Source organism: Nocardia sp. NPDC051981, from assembly GCF_040680715.1.
Lineage (GTDB): Bacteria > Actinomycetota > Actinomycetes > Mycobacteriales > Mycobacteriaceae > Nocardia.
Genome location: NZ_JBFAXK010000010.1, coordinates 200817 through 217445 on the forward strand (window position 1 = coordinate 200817; position 16629 = coordinate 217445).

A 16629-nucleotide genomic window follows, 5' to 3' on the forward strand; every position below is an offset into this window, starting at 1 on the left:
ACACTATTTACAACAGTTATCCGAAGTCCTACTGTAACCGGCATCACTACCGATGCCTACTGTGTGGCAGATCACCTAGGAGTGCTCATGTCCTGGACCCACCGACGCCGATGGACCAGCGCGCTGGTCTGCGGAGCCGCTCTGGCCCTGGCCGCGACCGCCTGCTCGTCGGGCAAGGATTCCGGCTCGAACGACGCAGGCCCGCAGCACACTTCGGGCACGATCAATCTCGTCTACGCCCAGAAGCAAGGCGACCAGGAGTACTTCATCGGCGAGGCCGACGGCGCCAAGGCCAAGGCCAAGGAACTCGGCGTCGACCTGAAGGTGGTGAACCTCGGCAATGACGCCAACAAGGCGGTCACCGAGGTGCAGAACGCGGTGAACCAGAAGGCCAATGGCGTCATCGTGGTCGTCCCGGATCCCTCGGTCGGTCCGCAGGTCGCGCAGCTGGCCAAGTCGGGTGGCGTCGCCCTGCTCACCTCCGACGACCAGGTCTGCAGCAATGGCCCGGATCCGGCCTCCTGCACCAAGGACAATCTGGTGCCGCGCGTCGGATTCAGTGGCACGCAAATGGGAACCGAGGTCGGCACCCGCGCGGGCGAGGACTTCAAGAAAGCGGGCTGGAAGGCGGAGGACACCGCGATCGTCGACGCCTGGAAGCAGGACGTGACGGTCTGCACCGACCGGGTGAAGGCGAATCAGAAAGCCTTCAAGGACGCTTCGGGCGCCGACGTCAAGGTGATCGAGGTCGGCACCGACAACACCCCGTCGGACGCGCAGAACAAGATCTCCGCCACCGTCGCGGGCAATCGCTCGGTCAAGAACTGGATCGTCATGGGCTGCAACGACGAGAACGTCAGCGGCGGTGTCGCGGCCATCCAGAACGCGGGCTACTCCGCAGACAATGTGCTCGGCGTCGGCCTCGGCGCGTATCTGGCCTGCAAGGAATGGCGCGGCGGCAAGCCCACCGGTTTCAAGGCGGCCCTGTTCATCAATGGCAAGGACGTCGGCGCGCTGGCCGTGCAGACCATGTACGACTACCTGAAGAACGGAAAGTCCATGCCCGCCGAGGCCTTCGCTCCGACCAAGATGGTGGACGCCACCAATTGGCAGCAGGCAGGCGTCACGTGCAGCTGACGGGACTGCGGGTCTCCGGGCTCACCAAGGGCTTCGCGGGCGTGCCCGCGCTGCGCGAGGTGAGCCTGGACTTCCCCGCCGGAATGGTGACCGCGCTGATGGGGGAGAACGGCGCGGGGAAATCCACGCTCATCAAGATCCTCGGCGGTGACCATCGTCCCGACAGCGGCACCCTCGAACTCGATGGTGTGCCACTGGAATTGGCGAGTCCCGCGGCAGCGCGCGCCGCGGGCATCCGGGTGATCGGCCAGGAACCGGAGATCGTGCCGCACGTCTCGGTCGCCGAGAACGTCTACCTCGGCGCGCTGCCACGCCGCGCGGGCCGGCTGCTGGATCGCGCGGCACTGCGGGCCCGCGTGCGCGCCGATCTCGCCCGGCTCGGCTTCTACCGGGATCTGGATCCCGACACCCTCGGCTCGAAACTGACCGCGGCACAACGGCAGTTGGTGGAGATCATGCGGGCGCTGACCACCGACGCCAAGGTCATCGCCTTCGACGAACCGACCTCCTCGTTGTCCGATCACGAGACCGAATCACTGTTCGCGCTGATCGGCCGCCTGCGCGACCGCGGCCTCGCGGTGATCTACGTATCGCACCGGATGCGGGAGATCTTCCAGCTGGCCGACCGGGTGGCCGTGCTGCGGGACGGCGCGCTGGTCGGCGTGCGCGACACCGCCGGCACCGACGATCAGGAGATCGTGCGGATGATGGTCGGCCGCGATCTGTCGACGGTGTTCGCGCGCAAGCATTCCGAACTCGGGCGGGTGCTGCTCGAGGTGGACCACGTGACCACCGACGATGTGCGTGACGTGAGCCTGCGGGTGCGCGCGGGTGAGGTGGTGGCGCTGGCCGGGCTGGTCGGCGCGGGTCGCTCCGAGCTGGCGGGCGCGCTGGCCGGGGACCTGCCGATCCGGTCCGGGGAGGTGCGGATCGATGGCACCCGGGTGCGGCTGCGCCAGCCGCGCGACGCGGTCAGGGCCGGAATGGGATACGCGCCCGAGGAACGCAAGGCGCAGGCGCTGCTGCTGCATCGCGGTGTGCGCGACAATATTTCGCTCGCCATGCTGGATCGCCTGCGGCACTGGCGTTTCGTGCGCCGCGGTGCGGAACGCGCGCTGGCACTCCGGTACGTCGAGTCGCTGCGGGTGCGGACGCCCTCGATCGAGCAGGAGGTGCGCAAGCTCTCCGGCGGCAATCAGCAGAAGGTGGTGCTGGCGCGCTGGCTGGCCCGCAAACCCAGCGTGCTCATCCTGGACGAACCCACGCGCGGCGTCGACGTGGGCGCGAAGATCGAGATCTACCACATCATCGAGGAACTGGCCGAATCCGGTGTAGCGGTGCTGGTCATCTCCTCGGAACTCCCCGAAGTCCTCGGCCTCGCCGACCGCATCGTCGTCATGCAGCAGGGCCGCGTCACCGGCGAACTGGACCGCGCCGACGCCAGCGAGGAGGCGATTCTCGCCCTGGCCATGGCTGACGACCTGACCGCGCAGCGACCTTAGGAAATCATGACCGACCAACGAATCGACATGAGTACGGAGACAGCGGCTTCCGCGCCGACACCCGTATTCGCCCGCTATCTCGGCGGTTTGACCGCACTCACCCCGCGCCGGGTGGTCCGGTTCATCGGCACCGGCAATCTCAGCCTGATCGGCGCGCTGGTGGTGGTCGTGGCGATCTTCGCCTGGCTCAACGACGGCTACCTGGATCCGCGCAATATCGCCGGAATCGGTGACGCGGTCACGGTTTTCGGGCTGCTCGCCGTCGTGCAGACCGTGGTGATCATCTGCGGCGCCCTGGACATCTCGGTCGGCTCGCAGGCGGGTGTCGCCTCGGTCGTCAGCGCCATGGCCTTCACCTCGGCGGGGAGCAACGCCTTCGCCGGGATCCTGGCCGCGATCGGTGTCGGACTGGTGCTGGGTCTGGCGAACGGCATCATCATCGTCTACGGCCGGGTCAACCCCGTCATCGCGACGTTGGCCACGCTGGCCGCGTACAAGGGTCTGGCCCAGTTGATCTCGGGCGGCAAGGCGCAGGGTTTCGTCCTCGACAACGATGTGTTCATCTTCCTGGCGCGCGGCAAGATCCTCGGGTTGCCGGTGCCGGTGATCGTCCTCGGCCTGGTCGCGCTGGGCGTGCACGTGCTGCTGAAGTACACCGACATCGGACGCAATATCTACGCCATCGGCGGAAACGACACGGCCGCACGACTTTCCGGCATCAACATCAACAAGTACCTCATCGCGGTGTACATGCTGGCGGGCGTGGTCGCGGCCATCGCGGGCATCATCCTGACCGCCCGCACCGGATCCGGTCAGCCGGTCTCCGGTAGCGAGGGCCTCGAACTCAAGGCGATCACCGCGGCGGCGCTGGGCGGCTGCGCCCTCAAGGGCGGCAAGGGCACGGTCGGCGGCACGCTGCTCGCGGTCATCCTGCTCGGCGCGCTCGACAACGGCCTGAACGTGGTGGGCGTCAATACGTTCTGGCAGAACGTCGCCCAGGGCTCGCTGCTGGTCGCGGCCGTGGTGATCCAACAGCGGCGCAGCGGCGAACGCGCCGTCGGACTGCCGACATAGCGGGCCGGAGCTCACCATGAGAACTCTCAGGGCACACGTGTGCGCACCCCCGCCCGGCCGCCTGTGCGAGGGGCCCGTCTGGGACCCGCGCACCGGGGAACTGCTGTGGGTGGATATCCGCGGCGGCCACATCCACCGCGCCACCCTGACCGGCAGCACCCCCGACCTCGCCCCCTGGGCGACCATCAGCCTCGACCCGCCGGTCAGCGCGGTACTGCCGTGCGCCTCCGGCGGACTGCTGGCGACGATGGGAGACACCATCTTCCGCGTCGACAGTCCAGTCGCCGCTGAGCGCTCGTTCGAGAAGTCTCCGGGCGGAACATTCGCTCAGCCACTCAGCCCGGTCGTCATCCTGCCGCTACCGGACGACGGAGTGCGCCGTCGCCTGAACGACGCCAAGGTCGACCCGCGCGGCACACTGCTCGCGGGCACGATGTCCGAAGACGGCGTGCCGGACAGCGCCGCCCTCTACCGCCTCGATCCGGACGGCACTCTGGCCACCCTCCGCACGGGCGTGACCATCTCCAACGGCCTCGGCTGGAGCCCCGACGGCCACACCCTCTACTACGCGGACAGTCCCACCCACCGCGTGGACGCCTTCGACTACGACCTCGACACCGGAACCCTCAGCGAGGGCAGGCCATTCGCGCACTTCCCCGACGGCGAACCGGACGGCCTGACCGTGGACGCCGAGGGCAATGTCTGGATCGCCGTCTGGGGTGCGGGCCAGGTCCGCGCCTTCGATCCCTCCGGCAACCCCCACACCACAGTCGAAGTCGGCCCCTCCCAGGTCTCGAGCTGCGCCTTCGCCGGACCCGACCTGGATGTTCTGGTGATAACCACCGCGGCCGAGGGTGGAGCCGCACGAGAACCCGGCGCGGGCCGGCTGTTCGCCTGTGTCCCCGGAGTGATCGGCCTGCCGTCGACGCCGTTCGCAGACGAGAGGCTGGTCTCCGCCGATGGCCGATGAGACACCGTGTGCGGATCCGGCATTCGTTGACCCGTTGCGGCCGGAGATTCCGGTCATCGCGATTCTACGTGCGCCGACCGCCGGCAGGTTCGCCGAGGTGACCGCCGTCCTGCACGAATCCGGTATCACCGCAGTGGAATTCACGCTGACGTCCGCGGGGGCGTTGGAGGCTGTTCGTGAATGCGCGGGCTTCGCGCATCCGATCGGAGTGGGCACCGTGCTCACCGCTAAGGATGCGGCGCTCGCGGTCGAGGCGGGTGCGGCGTACCTGATCACCCCGGCGGTGATCGATGAGGTGATCGCCGAGGGTCGTCGGCTCGGCGTACCGGTGGTCTCGGGCGCGTTGACGCCCACCGAGATTCATCGTGCGTGGACGGCGGGCAGCACCATGGTCAAGGTCTTTCCGGCCGCCGTGGGCGGGCCGGGGTACATCGAGGCTGTTCGTGCGCCGCTGCCCGATATTCCGCTGGTGCCCACCGGTGGGATCGGGCTCGGTGCGGTCCGCGCGTATCTGGATGCGGGGGCCGCGGCACTGGGGATCGGATCGCCGCTCATCGGGGACGCCTGTGCCGGTGGCGATCTCGACGCGCTGCGGGAGCGTGTGCTCGCCGTTCGGGACCAGCTGTCATGAGGGGCGGACTGGTAACGGTCGGGGAGGCGCTCGGCGTGGTGGCGGCGACCGACCCCGGTCCGCTGGCCCCCGGCGCGGCCATGCGGCTGGAGTTCGCCGGGGCGGAGGCCACCGTCGCCATCGGCGTGCGGCGGCTGGGGCACGAGAGCGCCTGGATCGGCAGCGTCGGCGCGGACACCGTGGGCCGGATGATCCTGGAACGGTTGCGGGCCGAGCAGGTCGACGTGTCACACTGCCGCATCGATCCGGAACTACCCACCGCGCTGATGCTGCGCGAACGCCGCACGGCCGACCGGACCCGGGTCACCTACTACCGGCGCGGGCTGGCGGGTTCCCACGTGTCGGTGGACGAGATCGACACCGCCCGGATCGCCGCTGCGGGCGTCCTGCACATCACAGGAATCACTCCCGCCCTCAGTGATTCGGCGCGTGCCGCGGTGGATTCGGCCGTCGACATCGCGGTCGATGCGGGCGTGCCGGTGTCCCTGGATGTCAACTATCGCCGTGCGCTGTGGACGCCCGCCCGCGCCGCTGACGAGCTGGCTGAGCTGGTATCGCGGGCCGACATCCTCTTCGCCGGACTGGACGAGGCGGCCCTGCTCCTGCGGGATGGAGGCTCAGCAGGCTTACAGGCGCCGGCGGGAGGCTCGAACGCGCCGACTGTTCCAGTGAAAAACACCCTGGGCCAGCGCGTTTCGCCGGACGCCCCGGTGGACGCACGAACCACGCCGCAGCCGGGCCCGGACGAGGTATCAGAGGACTTGGTGTCAGCGGCCGAATCGCTTGCGGCCCGGGGCCCCTCGGAGATCGTGCTCAAGCTCGGGGCCGACGGGGCGGTGGCCTGGGCCGGCGGGGCGTTTCTCCGCGAGGGTGCGGTGCCGGTGACCGCGGTCGATCCCATCGGTGCCGGGGACGCGTTCGTCGCCGGGTATCTGGCCGGGCTGCTGGACGGCGGATCTGTCTCGGAGCGTTTGCGATTGGCGTCCATCTGCGGCGCGTTCGCGGTCTCGGTGCCGGGTGATTGGGCGGGGCTGCCCTATCGGGACGAGCTCGGGCTGCTCGATGGGGCCGATGTTCAGCGATGAGGATGAAGGGGAAGAGCATGTGTCGTCTGATGGACCGGGTCGCGGTCGTTACCGGGGCGGCCTCGGGGATCGGGGCGGCCACGGCGCGGCGGCTGGCGGCCGAGGGAGCGGCGGTCGTCGTCGCGGATATCGATCAGGTCGGTGGGCGTGAGGTGGCGGAGAAGATTCGGGCGATGGGGGCGCAGGCCGAATTCCAGTGGTGCGATGTGACGCTCGAGGAGTCGTGGGACGCGTTGCGGGCGCGGGTGAACGATCGGTTCGGGCCCCTGGATTTCCTGTGCAGCAATGCTTCTCGGCAGGCGATCGTGCCGGCGCACGAATTGAGCAGGCGGCAGTGGGACGACGGGCTCGCGGTCAATCTGACGCCGCTGTTCCTGGGTGTGCGGGCATTCATCGACGACCTGCGCGCCCGGCGCGGCAATGTGGTCGCGGTGTCCAGCGTGCACGCCCAGTTCGGGCTGCCGGGGTATCCGGTCTATGCCGCGGCCAAGGGCGGGCTGACCGCGCTGGTGCGGCAGCTGGCGGTCGAGTACGGGCAGGACCGGGTGCGGGTGAATGCCGTGCTGCCCGGACCCATCCTGACGCCCGTATGGGACGACGTGGACGCCGAGGGGCGCGAATTATCCGCTCGGGCAACGGTGCTGGATCGGCTGGGCGCGCCGGAGGAGGTGGCGGCCGCGGTCGCCTTCCTCGCCTCCGACGATGCCTCCTTCATCACCGGCGCGAACCTGGTCGTCGACGGTGGCTGGAGCGTGCGAAAGGAATCCCGGTGAAGATCACCGCACTCACCACCTACCTGGTCGCGCCGCGCTGGTGCTTCCTGCGCATCGACACCGATGAAGGCGTCACCGGCTGGGGCGAGCCCGTGATCGAGGGTCGCGCCCACACCGTGGCCGCCGCCGTCGAAGAACTGTCCGACTATCTCGTCGGCAAGGACCCGATGAGCATCGAGGCACATTGGCAGGCCCTCACCAAGGGCGGCTTCTACCGCGGCGGACCCATCCTGTCGAGCGCGGTCGCGGGCATCGACCAGGCCCTGTGGGACATCACCGGCAAGGCGCTCGGTGTACCGGTGTGGCAGCTGCTCGGCGGTGCGGTGCGCGACCGGATCCGTGTCTACAGCTGGATCGGCGGCGATCGCCCCGCCGATGTCGCGGCCACCGCGCTGGAGCGAAAGGCCCAGGGCTTCACCGCGATCAAGATGAACGCCTCGGCCGAACTGGAGCCGATCGACACGCCCCGCGCGACCCTGGACATCGTCGACCGGGTGGCCGCCGTGCGGGAGGCGACCGGCGACGACTTCGATATCGCCGTCGACTTCCACGGCCGCCTGTCCGTCGCCATGGCACGGCGCGTGCTGCCCCTGCTGGAGCCGTACCTGCCGTTCTTCGTCGAGGAACCACTGGTGCCGGAGGCCGGTGACCGCCTCGGCGAGATCACCAGCGGCACCAGCATTCCCATCGCGACCGGCGAGCGGTTGTACTCGCGGTGGGACTTCCTCCCGGTGCTGGATCGCGGTGTGGCCGTGGTGCAGCCGGACCTGTCCCACGCGGGCGGTATCTCCGAGGTCCGGCGCATCGCCGCACTGGCGGAGGCCCGCGATGTCGCCCTGGCCCCGCACTGCCCGCTCGGTCCGATCGCTCTGGCCGCCTGCCTGCAGGTCGGCTTCGCCACCCCGAATCTGCTCATCCAGGAGCAGAGCCTGGGCATCCACTACAACACGGGCTCCGACCTGCTCGACTACCTGATCGACCCAACGGTTTTCGACTACCGCGACGGCTACGCCGGCCTGCCGCGCGAACCCGGCCTCGGCCTCCGCATCGATGAGCGTGCCGTCGCCCGCGCCGCCGAGACCGGGCACCGCTGGCGCAATCCGATCTGGCACCGCAGGGACGGTTCGCTCGCCGAATGGTGAATCACCGCTGCGGCGTGAGCATTCGGAATTGCTCGGTCGGATGCCGGGTGGCCGTTTTCTCCTCGCGTTCCTTCGCCACTTCGACGCGGTAGCCGACGATCACGGTGCCCACCAGGGCCGCCGAGATAATGCCCTCCGCGATGAAGAACGATGTGAAATCGATGATCGACCCGATCGGTGCGCCGCCCGGCACCGCATTGCGCAATGGCACCAGCGCGAAAAGCAGTGCGCCCATCATGGATACGGCCGGGAACATCAGACCGCGCTTACCGGCCAGGACGTAATAGCAGGCGATGGCCGCGGCCAGGGCCAGACCCAGCATGAGGATCATGATGAACAGGGCGAAGGTCAGCGACGGGACGGACCGGCCAGCGTGCAAGCCGAGATCGATGCCGTTGTCGGCGCCGGATTCCGGTTGCTCGCTCACCGCGAACAGCGTGTCCCCGCTGGCCACGGTAGCGGCGGTGGGCAGGCGCCGGTCGCCGCTGAACACGTCGAAGGCCAGCACCGCGTCATAGGTGTCGAACGGGTAGTCGGTGAGCGTGCCCTCCACCACGACCTTCACCTCGGCCGCGGAAATCGGTTCGCCCGCCTTGATTTTGATCGGATCGGCCTTGAGCGCCGAGGTGTAGATGAGGGTGTCGGCGGCGAAATTGCCGTTCTTGTCCGCCAGCGCGCCACGCGGGGTGGCCAGTACCTCGACGGTGGTGGTCTGGGTGACCGGGTCGATCTTGGCGACCCAGATGCCCAGGTCCACCCGATCTCTGACCGCTGTATTGCCGAAGGGATGCGAGGCCTCCGCCCGCGTCCGGCCCACCTCGTAGGTGGACAGCGCGAGCACCAGGCCCACGATGAGCGCCGCCGCGATCGCGACCAGCCACAGCGGGCCGCGGCGTTTCTGCTGAATTCCGTGTTGCACGCGGCGAACCTATCGGCGCGCACATCAACGATCGATCAGGAAGACATCAATTCCCGAGCGGCGTTCGCGGCCGTGATCGATTACTGATCGGTGCTTGATTTCGCGCGTGCTGTATTGAGTCCCATGGCTTTTCCATATCCGAACGCGAATTCCCCCGAGGCCGCCCAGCAGCGCAGTCTGGGCTATTTCATCTTCCTCAGCCGCTGGCTGCAGCTACCCCTGTACCTGGGTCTGATCGTGGCCCAGGCCGCGTACGTGTGGCAGTTCCTGCGCGAGCTGTGGGATCTGGTGCACGGGCTGTTCGCCGACGGCAATGTCGAGACCAGCATCATGCTGTCGGTGCTCGGGCTGATCGACGTGGTCATGATCTCCAACCTGCTGATCATGGTGATCGTCGGCGGCTACGAGACCTTCGTGTCGCGCCTGCGCATCGACGGGCACCCAGATCAGCCGGAGTGGCTGGCACAGGTGAACGCCAATGTGCTGAAGGTGAAGCTGGCCATGTCCATTGTCGGCATCTCCTCGATCCATCTGCTGAAGACGTTCATCTCCATCACCACCGACACCGATCCGGGCGCGCACAGTGCGCGCTACCTGTGGCCGGTGATCATCCATCTCGCGTTCGTGGTCTCGGCGGTACTGCTGGCCTGGATCGACCGCATCATGCCGCACGCCGCGCACAAGGAGCACTCTCACGGGGAGTCGGCCGCCGCGGCCCAGAGCGCGCCTGCCGGCGGGTGGGCGCACGAGGATCACGCGGCCTTCCGCAGCAACTAGGCACGGACGACACCGCCGGTCGTTCCGCCTGCGCGCGACCGGGATCCGCCCGGGGGCAGCGCTCAGCCGAGCGGGCGATGCCGCAGGAATTCGGCGGCGTCGGGGTACTCCTCGAGCGCCTTGGCTGCCGCCGCCTCCTCGGCGTCGCAGAGCCGCTGATAGCCGGACTCGCCGGCGTCGGTGGCATACGTGCGCAAGGTTTGGAGGGCTTCCACCGCGTCCCGGTGATCGCCGAGCACCGTCTGCAAGCGTTTGGCCTTCTTGCCGAGCTCGTCGGCCGGTTCGCCCAGCACCGCGGTCGCGGCTTCGGCCGAATAGCGCAGCCGCTTGGCGGCTTTGCGGATGTCGTGCAGATGGCTGACGCGTTCGTCCCCGGACAGGCCCGGTTCCGTGCGCACCAGACGGTGCAGGTCGCGGAAGTCATGGCGCAGGACTGCGGCGAAGACCTGCTTGGCGGGCTCGTCGGCGTGCGCGGCGCGTAGCGGGGGATCGGCGATCAGACCGTGGAGCCGGTCGACGAGGGCGTGATAGCGGCGGCCGCCGAAAGCCTCGACCACAGCCCGGTGCGCACCGGCGTAGATCCGCTGCTCGTCGGCGACCAACCGTGCGCCGAAATCCTTTCGGGGAGTGGACTTCTCATCCAGCGGCACGGTCTGCTCGTCGAACGGCACCCCGGTGTCGCCGAGCAGCGTGGCGAAACGTTCGGCCCGCACCTCGGCGTCGCGCGCCACCCCGAGTAGTCCGGCCAGCCAGCGCAATTCGTCGGTGATCTCGCCGACCGGCTTGCGCCGCAGCACCCGGCGGTAGGACTTGAGGACGCTGCGCAGTCGCCGGGTAGCGACCCGCATCTTGTGCACCGAATCCGGAAGATCCTGGCGCACATCGGGTTCGGCGGTACACAGCCGGTCCACATCGGCGGCTACGGCGTCGACCAATGCGGGACCGGCTGCGGTACTCATCTACATCCTGTACTTGTCCGTGGCCTCCACCAGATGGTGGGTGATGCCGGGTTCGAGGGCGGCGTGGCCGGCGTCGGGCACCAGGTGCAATTCCGAACCGGGCCAGGCCCGATGGAGATCCCAGGCGCTGGTGGCCGGGCACACCACGTCGTGGCGGCCCTGCACGATGACGCCGGGAATGTGGGCGATGCGCCCGATGTCGCGCAGCAGCTGCCCCTCGTCGAGGAAGCCGTGATTGACGAAATAGTGGTTCTCGATGCGCGCGAAGGCCAGCGCGAAGCGCGGGTCGGCGGTTTCGGCGACCCGTTCCGGCTGGGGCAGCAGGGAACTCGTGGCACCCTCCCAGGTGGACCACGCGACGGCCGCGTCGGTGGCAAGGGCGGCATCGGGGGAGTGCAGCAGGCGATGGTAGACCTCGATCAGGTCCCGCCCGCGTTCGGCTTCCGGCACCGGCGCCAGGAACTTCTCCCACTCATCGGGGTACACGTACCCCGCGGAGCCATTGTAGTACCAATCGATTTCCTTGCGCCGCAACAGGAATATCCCGCGCAGCACCAGTTCGGTGACCCGGTCCGGATGGGTCTGCGCGTAGCTCAGCGCCAGCGTCGAACCCCAGGAACCGCCGAACACCAGCCACCGATCGATGCCGAGATGCGTTCGCAGCCTTTCGATATCGGCGACCAGATGCCCGGTGGTGTTGTGCTCGAGGCTCGCCCCGTCCGCGATGTGCGGCGTGGACCGGCCGCAACCCCGCTGATCGAACAGCACGATGCGGTACGCCTCGGGATCGAAGAACTGCCGGTGATACGGCGACGTGCCGCCGCCGGGGCCGCCGTGCAGGAAGACCGCCGGCTTGCCGTCCGGATTCCCGCTCACCTCGTAGTAGAGCCGCTGGCCGTCGCCGACGTCCAGCATGCCCTGCTCATAGGGCTCGATCGGCGGGTAGAGGGTGCGCATCAGCCGGCCGCCAGGCCCGAGGCCAGGTCCGGGATCTCGATCGCGGAGAGGGCCTGATCGCGCACATCCGGACAGGCCTTGGTGGTGACCTGGTCGACCAGGCCCCGATTGCTCGGCAACTGCAGCAGCAAGCCGTTCTGGGTCGCCCACTGGATCACGGTCGCGTTGAGCGAGATCTTGTCCATGGTCGGGGTCTGCACCCGCCAGTCCGACAGCTGCGGCCGGATCAGGTCGCACAGCTGCTTGGCCGCCTCGTCGGAGACGGTCAGCCCCGAGCCACTGCCCGCCGATGTGGTCGGTCCGCCCGTGGTGGTCGGCTTGCCCGGCGTCGAGGAGAGCGACGAGGAGGAGCCTTGCGGCTGCGTCGAGCCCGTCGAGGAGTTGCCCCCGCAGGCCGCGGTCAATGCGACGGTGGCCACCGCCGCGACCAGTAGTGGCGCCCGCCGAATCCAGCGACTCGTTCCACGATCCATGAACTTCCCTTTGGTCGATCCAGCTCGTTGGCTTCCGAGTCTGCCACCAAAAGTTCGCAGTGGATCGAGATGATCGGCGGCGAATAGATTCCAATAGCCGACTGCTATGAAAAAACGCCCCCGCGGTCCTCGCGGGGGCGTCCTCGGTCACTGCGCGGCCGGGCGGCTCAGTAGCTGTGCTCCGGACCCGGGAACACGCCGCGCCGCACCTCGTCGGCGTAAGTGGCTGCGGCGGTACGCAATTGACCGCCCACGTCCGCGAACTGCTTGACGAACTTGGCGGTCTTGCCGCCGGTGTAGCCGACCATGTCCTGCCAGACCAGCACCTGCGCATCGCATTCCGCGCCGGCGCCGATGCCGACGGTCGGAATGGTCAGCTTGCGGGTGACCTGCCCGGCCAGCTCGGCGGGCACCATCTCCATGACCACCGAGAAGGCTCCGGCCTCCTGCACCGCGATGGCGTCGGCGACGAGCTGCTCGGCCCCGTCACCGCGACCCTGCACCCGGAACCCGCCGAGGGTGTTGACGCTCTGCGGGGTGAACCCGATGTGCGCCATCACCGGAATGCCGGCGGCGGTCAGCTTGTGGATGGTGTCGGCCACCCGCTCGCCGCCCTCCAGCTTCACCGCGTGCGCACCGCCCTCCTTCATGAAGCGGACGGCCGTGGCCAGGGCCTGCTCGGGGGAGGACTCGTAGCTGCCGAACGGCAGATCCGCCACCACCAGCGCGTGCGGCGCACCGCGCACCACGCCGCGGACCAGCGGGATGAGCTCGTCGACGGTGATCGCGACCGTGGTGTCGTAGCCATACACCACATTGGCGGCCGAATCGCCGACCAGCAGGACCGGAATCTCGGCCTCTTCGAAGAGCCGGGCGGTGGAGTAGTCGTATGCGGTGAGCATGGACCAGCGCTCACCGGCCTGCTTCATCTGCTGCAGGTGCTGCACTCGCGTCTTCCGCCGCGTGGGAGTCTTCGGCGCCGCAGACCCGTACACAGGTGTTTCCGCATCGGATACGGACATCATCGTCCCTTTCGTCGTTCCTCGAGGCCCATGACCGGGTCCCCGGGTTGTTCTGACGAATGTCAGTCTGCCATTCCGGCCGCTCCCGGCAGGGATGCAATTCCTCACACCACGCGCAGATGAAGAGGCATCGCGCAGAAAAAGAGGCGAGGGGGCGCCCCTCGCCTCTTCTCCCCGCTACTCGCTAGCCGATCGGGCCCTTGCCCAATTGGACCTGGGCCGACCGGGACTGGCCGGTCTGGTCGGTCCACTTCAGGGTGACGGTGTCGCCCGGGTGGTGCTGATCCATGGTCGAGATGAGGTCGTTGGCCGAGGTCACCGCATGGTCGTCGACGCCGGTGATGACGTCGCGGGCCTCGAGGCCGAGCTGGTCCGCCGGGCCGCCCTGGACCACGCCCCGGATCTGCGCGCCGCCGGAGACCGAGCTGACCGAGACGCCGATGAACGCGGTGTCGCCGATGTGCACGCGATCCGAGGCCTGGCCGGCCTCGATCTGCTTGGCCACCGACAGCGCCTTGTTGATCGGGATGGCGAAGCCCTCGCCGCCACCGATGCTGAAGCGGAAGCCCTTGGAGGCGGCGGTGTCCATGCCGATGACCTGTCCGGCCGCATCGACCAGCGGGCCGCCCGAATCCCCCGGTTCGATATTGGCGGCGACCTGGATGAGCCCGGTCAGCTGCTCCGAGCTGCCGGTGGAGTCGTCGCTGGCGGTGATGGTCCGGTTCAGGGCGGTCACCGTGCCCGCGGCGGCGGTGGGCGTGCCGCGTCCACCCGCATTGCCGACGCCGGCCACCGTGTCGCCGACCGCCACCTTGTCCGAGTCGCCGAGCGGCGCGGTCCGCAGACCGGACGCACCGGTCAGTTTGATGACCGCCATGTCCTCACTGCGGTCGAAGCCGACCACGGTGGCGTCGTAGGTCCGGCCATTGCCCAGATCGGTGACCGAGATCTTGGTCGCGCCCTCGACCACGTGGTTGTTGGTGAGCACGTACCCGTCCGGACCGATCACGATGCCGGTGCCCGCGCCCTCCCCGTTCTGCAGCCCGAGCTCGGTGTTCACGTCCACGATGCCCGGCACCACGCCCTGTACGGCGGAGTCGAGATCGGCCGGGGGCGTGGTGAAGTCGATCGGCTGGCTCTGGGTGACGCCACCCGGCGAGTGTGCGATCGGACTGCCCGGCAGCGTCGACGGCCCGCAGGCCACCAGGCCCAGGGTGGCGGCCAGCGCGACTGCCGCGGCGGCCGCGGCCCGGATGGTGCGTGAACGCGATGAACCGGATCCGGCCTCGGCGGACCGGTTCTGCGAATGTGGTTGCACGGTCATGGCATCCCTCATCAGTAGAGCCCCCAGGTCACCTCCCATTAAGCATGCCGTTTCTGAGAGCGGACTGGGGACTTACCGTGTGAACGCCCACGTTCTCGGCGTTCTCGGCTCCGAACCTCTACCGTTGCCGAATCCGTGCCATGCATGACGTTTCGCACAGCGGCGGCGGGCGCGATGTACACAGCGGTGACGGCCGCAACGCGAACAACGGTGGCGGCCGGAAGGTAAACAGAGAGATATATGGACCGGACGAGGGGTGCGAGGGTGATTTCGGCGGGATGGCACGATCGTGGGATGGCGTTGATGCGAACCGGCCGGGTCGTGCTCCTGGTGACGGCGTTGGCGATGACCGCGGCTGCGTGCACCAGCGTGGTGGACGGCAAGCCCACCTCGAGCACACCGGTGGGGATGGATTCCTTCTACAACCAGACCCTGACCTGGGGCAGCTGTGCCGATTACAGCGAAGACGAGATGCCCAAGAACTCCGAGTGCACGCGGGTCACGGTGCCGGTCGACTACGCCAATCCCAACGGTGCGACCGCCAAGATCGCGATCTCGCGGGTCCGGGCCACCGGCAACAAGATCGGCTCACTGCTGCTCAACCCCGGCGGTCCCGGCGTGACGGGACTGAACATGGTCACCCTCGGTGACAGCACCCAGCTGGCCGAACGGTTCGACCGCATCGGCTTCGATCCGCGTGGCATCGGCGCGTCGCAGCCCGCCATCAAGTGCATGACCGCGGCCGAGGACGACGCCCAGCGCGCCGAGCCCAACAAGGACAACTCGCCCGCGGGCATCGCGGCCGCGGAGACCGAGAACAAGGACTTCGCCGGCAAGTGCGTCGAGCGCACCGGCAAGGACTTCCTGGCCCATGTCGGCACCCGGGAGGTCGTGCAGGACATGGACGTGATCCGGGCGGCGCTGGGTGATCAGAAGCTGACCTACCTGGGCTACTCCTACGGCACCCGCCTCGGTTACGCCTACGCCGAGAAGTTCCCCGACCACGTGCGCGCGCTGGTGCTCGACGGCGCGCTGGACCCCGAGCAGGATCCGGTCAAGGAGTCGGTGGCGCAGGCTGCCAGCTTCCAGAAGGCCTTCGACGCCTACGCCGTGGACTGCGCGGCCAAGGAGAAGACCAACTGCCCGCTCGGCGATGATCCGGGGCAGGCCACCAAGAAGTTCCGCTCGCTGGTGGATCCGCTGTGGGACAAGCCGGTTCCCACCCAGGACCCGCGCGGTCTGCACTACGGCGACGCCATCACCGGTGTGCAGCAGACCCTCTACTCCAACCGCCTGTGGCCCGCGCTCACCAAGGGCCTACGGGAACTGGCCCAGGGCAGCGGCGACACGCTGCTCGCCCTCGCCGACATGTACGACGGCCGCCACGACGACGGCACCTACGACAACAGTTCCGACGCGTTCAATGCCATTCGCTGCGTCGACGACCCGGCCATTACCGACCGATCCATAGCGGCCAAGCAGGACGCCGACTACCGCCGCGTCGCCCCCTTCCTCGACGACGGCCACGGCGGCAATGCCGCGCCGCTGGAACTGTGCGCCATCTGGCCGGTCCCGAATACCAGCGCGCCGCACAAGCTTTCGATCCAGGGACTGCCGAAGACCGTGGTGATCTCCACGACCGAGGACCCGGCCACCCCCTACCAGGCCGGCGTCAACCTGGCGCAGCAGCTCGGCGCGTCGCTGATCACCTACAAGGGCACCCGACACACCGTGTCGCTCTCCGGAGTTCAGTGCGTCGACGACCCGGTGATTTCGTATCTCGTTGATCTGAAAGAGCCTGCGGCGGGCCTCACGTGTTGAGTGGCAACGACTCGCCGCGCCTCCTGACGTTCATGTAACACGGATTTAACTCCAGGACCCTAC

Annotated in this window: 16 protein-coding genes; 10 read left to right on the plus strand and 6 right to left on the minus strand. The window is 68.4% G+C overall.

The window, feature by feature from the left end:
- Positions 1-87 precede the first annotated feature (87 nt).
- Genes AB0L60_RS19955 through dgoD form a run of 8 tightly spaced genes read left to right on the plus strand, consistent with a single transcriptional unit; the run spans position 88 to position 8314 of the window.
- Positions 88-1137 (plus strand): substrate-binding domain-containing protein, encoded by a 1050-nt coding sequence (locus AB0L60_RS19955; RefSeq protein WP_364615832.1) that lies wholly within the window; start codon positions 88-90, stop codon positions 1135-1137.
- Positions 1128-2639, plus strand: a complete 1512-nt coding sequence (locus AB0L60_RS19960; protein ID WP_364615835.1) for a sugar ABC transporter ATP-binding protein — start codon at positions 1128-1130, stop codon at positions 2637-2639. Before AB0L60_RS19955 ends, AB0L60_RS19960 begins: the two co-directional genes overlap by 10 nt.
- A 27-nt stretch (positions 2640-2666) precedes the next feature.
- Positions 2667-3713 (plus strand): ABC transporter permease, encoded by a 1047-nt coding sequence (locus AB0L60_RS19965; protein ID WP_364615838.1) that lies wholly within the window; start codon positions 2667-2669, stop codon positions 3711-3713.
- A gap of 16 nt (positions 3714-3729) precedes the next feature.
- Positions 3730-4683, plus strand: a complete 954-nt coding sequence (locus tag AB0L60_RS19970; protein WP_364615841.1) for an SMP-30/gluconolactonase/LRE family protein — start codon at positions 3730-3732, stop codon at positions 4681-4683.
- Positions 4673-5314, plus strand: a complete 642-nt coding sequence (locus AB0L60_RS19975; protein ID WP_364615844.1) for a bifunctional 4-hydroxy-2-oxoglutarate aldolase/2-dehydro-3-deoxy-phosphogluconate aldolase — start codon at positions 4673-4675, stop codon at positions 5312-5314. Before AB0L60_RS19970 ends, AB0L60_RS19975 begins: the two co-directional genes overlap by 11 nt.
- Complete coding sequence (locus AB0L60_RS19980; RefSeq protein WP_364615847.1) at positions 5311-6399, plus strand: sugar kinase; 1089 nt, start codon at positions 5311-5313, stop codon at positions 6397-6399. The genes AB0L60_RS19975 and AB0L60_RS19980 overlap by 4 nt, the downstream gene beginning before the upstream one ends.
- Positions 6400-6416: 17 nt before the next feature.
- Positions 6417-7172, plus strand: a complete 756-nt coding sequence (locus AB0L60_RS19985) for an SDR family oxidoreductase (RefSeq protein ID WP_364615850.1) — start codon at positions 6417-6419, stop codon at positions 7170-7172.
- The gene (dgoD, locus tag AB0L60_RS19990) at positions 7169-8314 is read left to right on the plus strand and encodes a galactonate dehydratase (protein ID WP_364615853.1); all 1146 of its coding nucleotides are present in this window, start codon (positions 7169-7171) and stop codon (positions 8312-8314) included. Before AB0L60_RS19985 ends, dgoD begins: the two co-directional genes overlap by 4 nt.
- Position 8315: 1 nt before the next feature.
- Here dgoD and AB0L60_RS19995 read toward each other — a convergent pair whose 3' ends face one another.
- Positions 8316-9233: a DUF4436 family protein gene (locus AB0L60_RS19995; protein ID WP_364615856.1), complete on the minus strand. Its 918-nt coding sequence runs from the start codon at positions 9231-9233 to the stop codon at positions 8316-8318.
- A gap of 123 nt (positions 9234-9356) precedes the next feature.
- Between AB0L60_RS19995 and AB0L60_RS20000 the strand changes: the two genes are divergently transcribed.
- Positions 9357-10010, plus strand: a complete 654-nt coding sequence (locus tag AB0L60_RS20000; RefSeq protein WP_364615859.1) for a TIGR00645 family protein — start codon at positions 9357-9359, stop codon at positions 10008-10010.
- A 62-nt stretch (positions 10011-10072) separates the two neighbouring features.
- On the opposite strand, the gene AB0L60_RS20005 is transcribed toward AB0L60_RS20000, so the two are convergent.
- From AB0L60_RS20005 to AB0L60_RS20025, 5 genes are all read right to left on the minus strand, one after another.
- A complete protein-coding gene (locus tag AB0L60_RS20005; RefSeq protein WP_364615862.1) occupies positions 10073-10969 on the minus strand; it encodes a CHAD domain-containing protein in 897 nt (298 codons plus the stop codon).
- Positions 10970-11926 carry a prolyl aminopeptidase gene (gene pip, locus AB0L60_RS20010; protein WP_364615865.1) on the minus strand — a complete coding sequence of 319 codons (957 nt, stop codon included), beginning with the start codon at positions 11924-11926 and terminating at the stop codon, positions 10970-10972. It abuts the gene before it with no gap.
- Entirely contained in the window at positions 11926-12399 is a 474-nt protein-coding gene (locus AB0L60_RS20015) for a hypothetical protein (protein ID WP_364615868.1), read from the minus strand. The genes pip and AB0L60_RS20015 overlap by 1 nt, the downstream gene beginning before the upstream one ends.
- A 167-nt stretch (positions 12400-12566) precedes the next feature.
- A complete protein-coding gene (gene panB / locus AB0L60_RS20020; RefSeq protein ID WP_364615871.1) occupies positions 12567-13421 on the minus strand; it encodes a 3-methyl-2-oxobutanoate hydroxymethyltransferase in 855 nt (284 codons plus the stop codon).
- Between the two features lie 184 nt (positions 13422-13605).
- Positions 13606-14745, minus strand: a complete 1140-nt coding sequence (locus AB0L60_RS20025; RefSeq protein WP_364615874.1) for a trypsin-like peptidase domain-containing protein — start codon at positions 14743-14745, stop codon at positions 13606-13608.
- Positions 14746-15090: 345 nt separating this feature from the next.
- Between AB0L60_RS20025 and AB0L60_RS20030 the strand changes: the two genes are divergently transcribed.
- Positions 15091-16566 carry an alpha/beta hydrolase gene (locus tag AB0L60_RS20030; protein WP_364615971.1) on the plus strand — a complete coding sequence of 492 codons (1476 nt, stop codon included), beginning with the start codon at positions 15091-15093 and terminating at the stop codon, positions 16564-16566.
- Positions 16567-16629 lie beyond the last annotated feature (63 nt).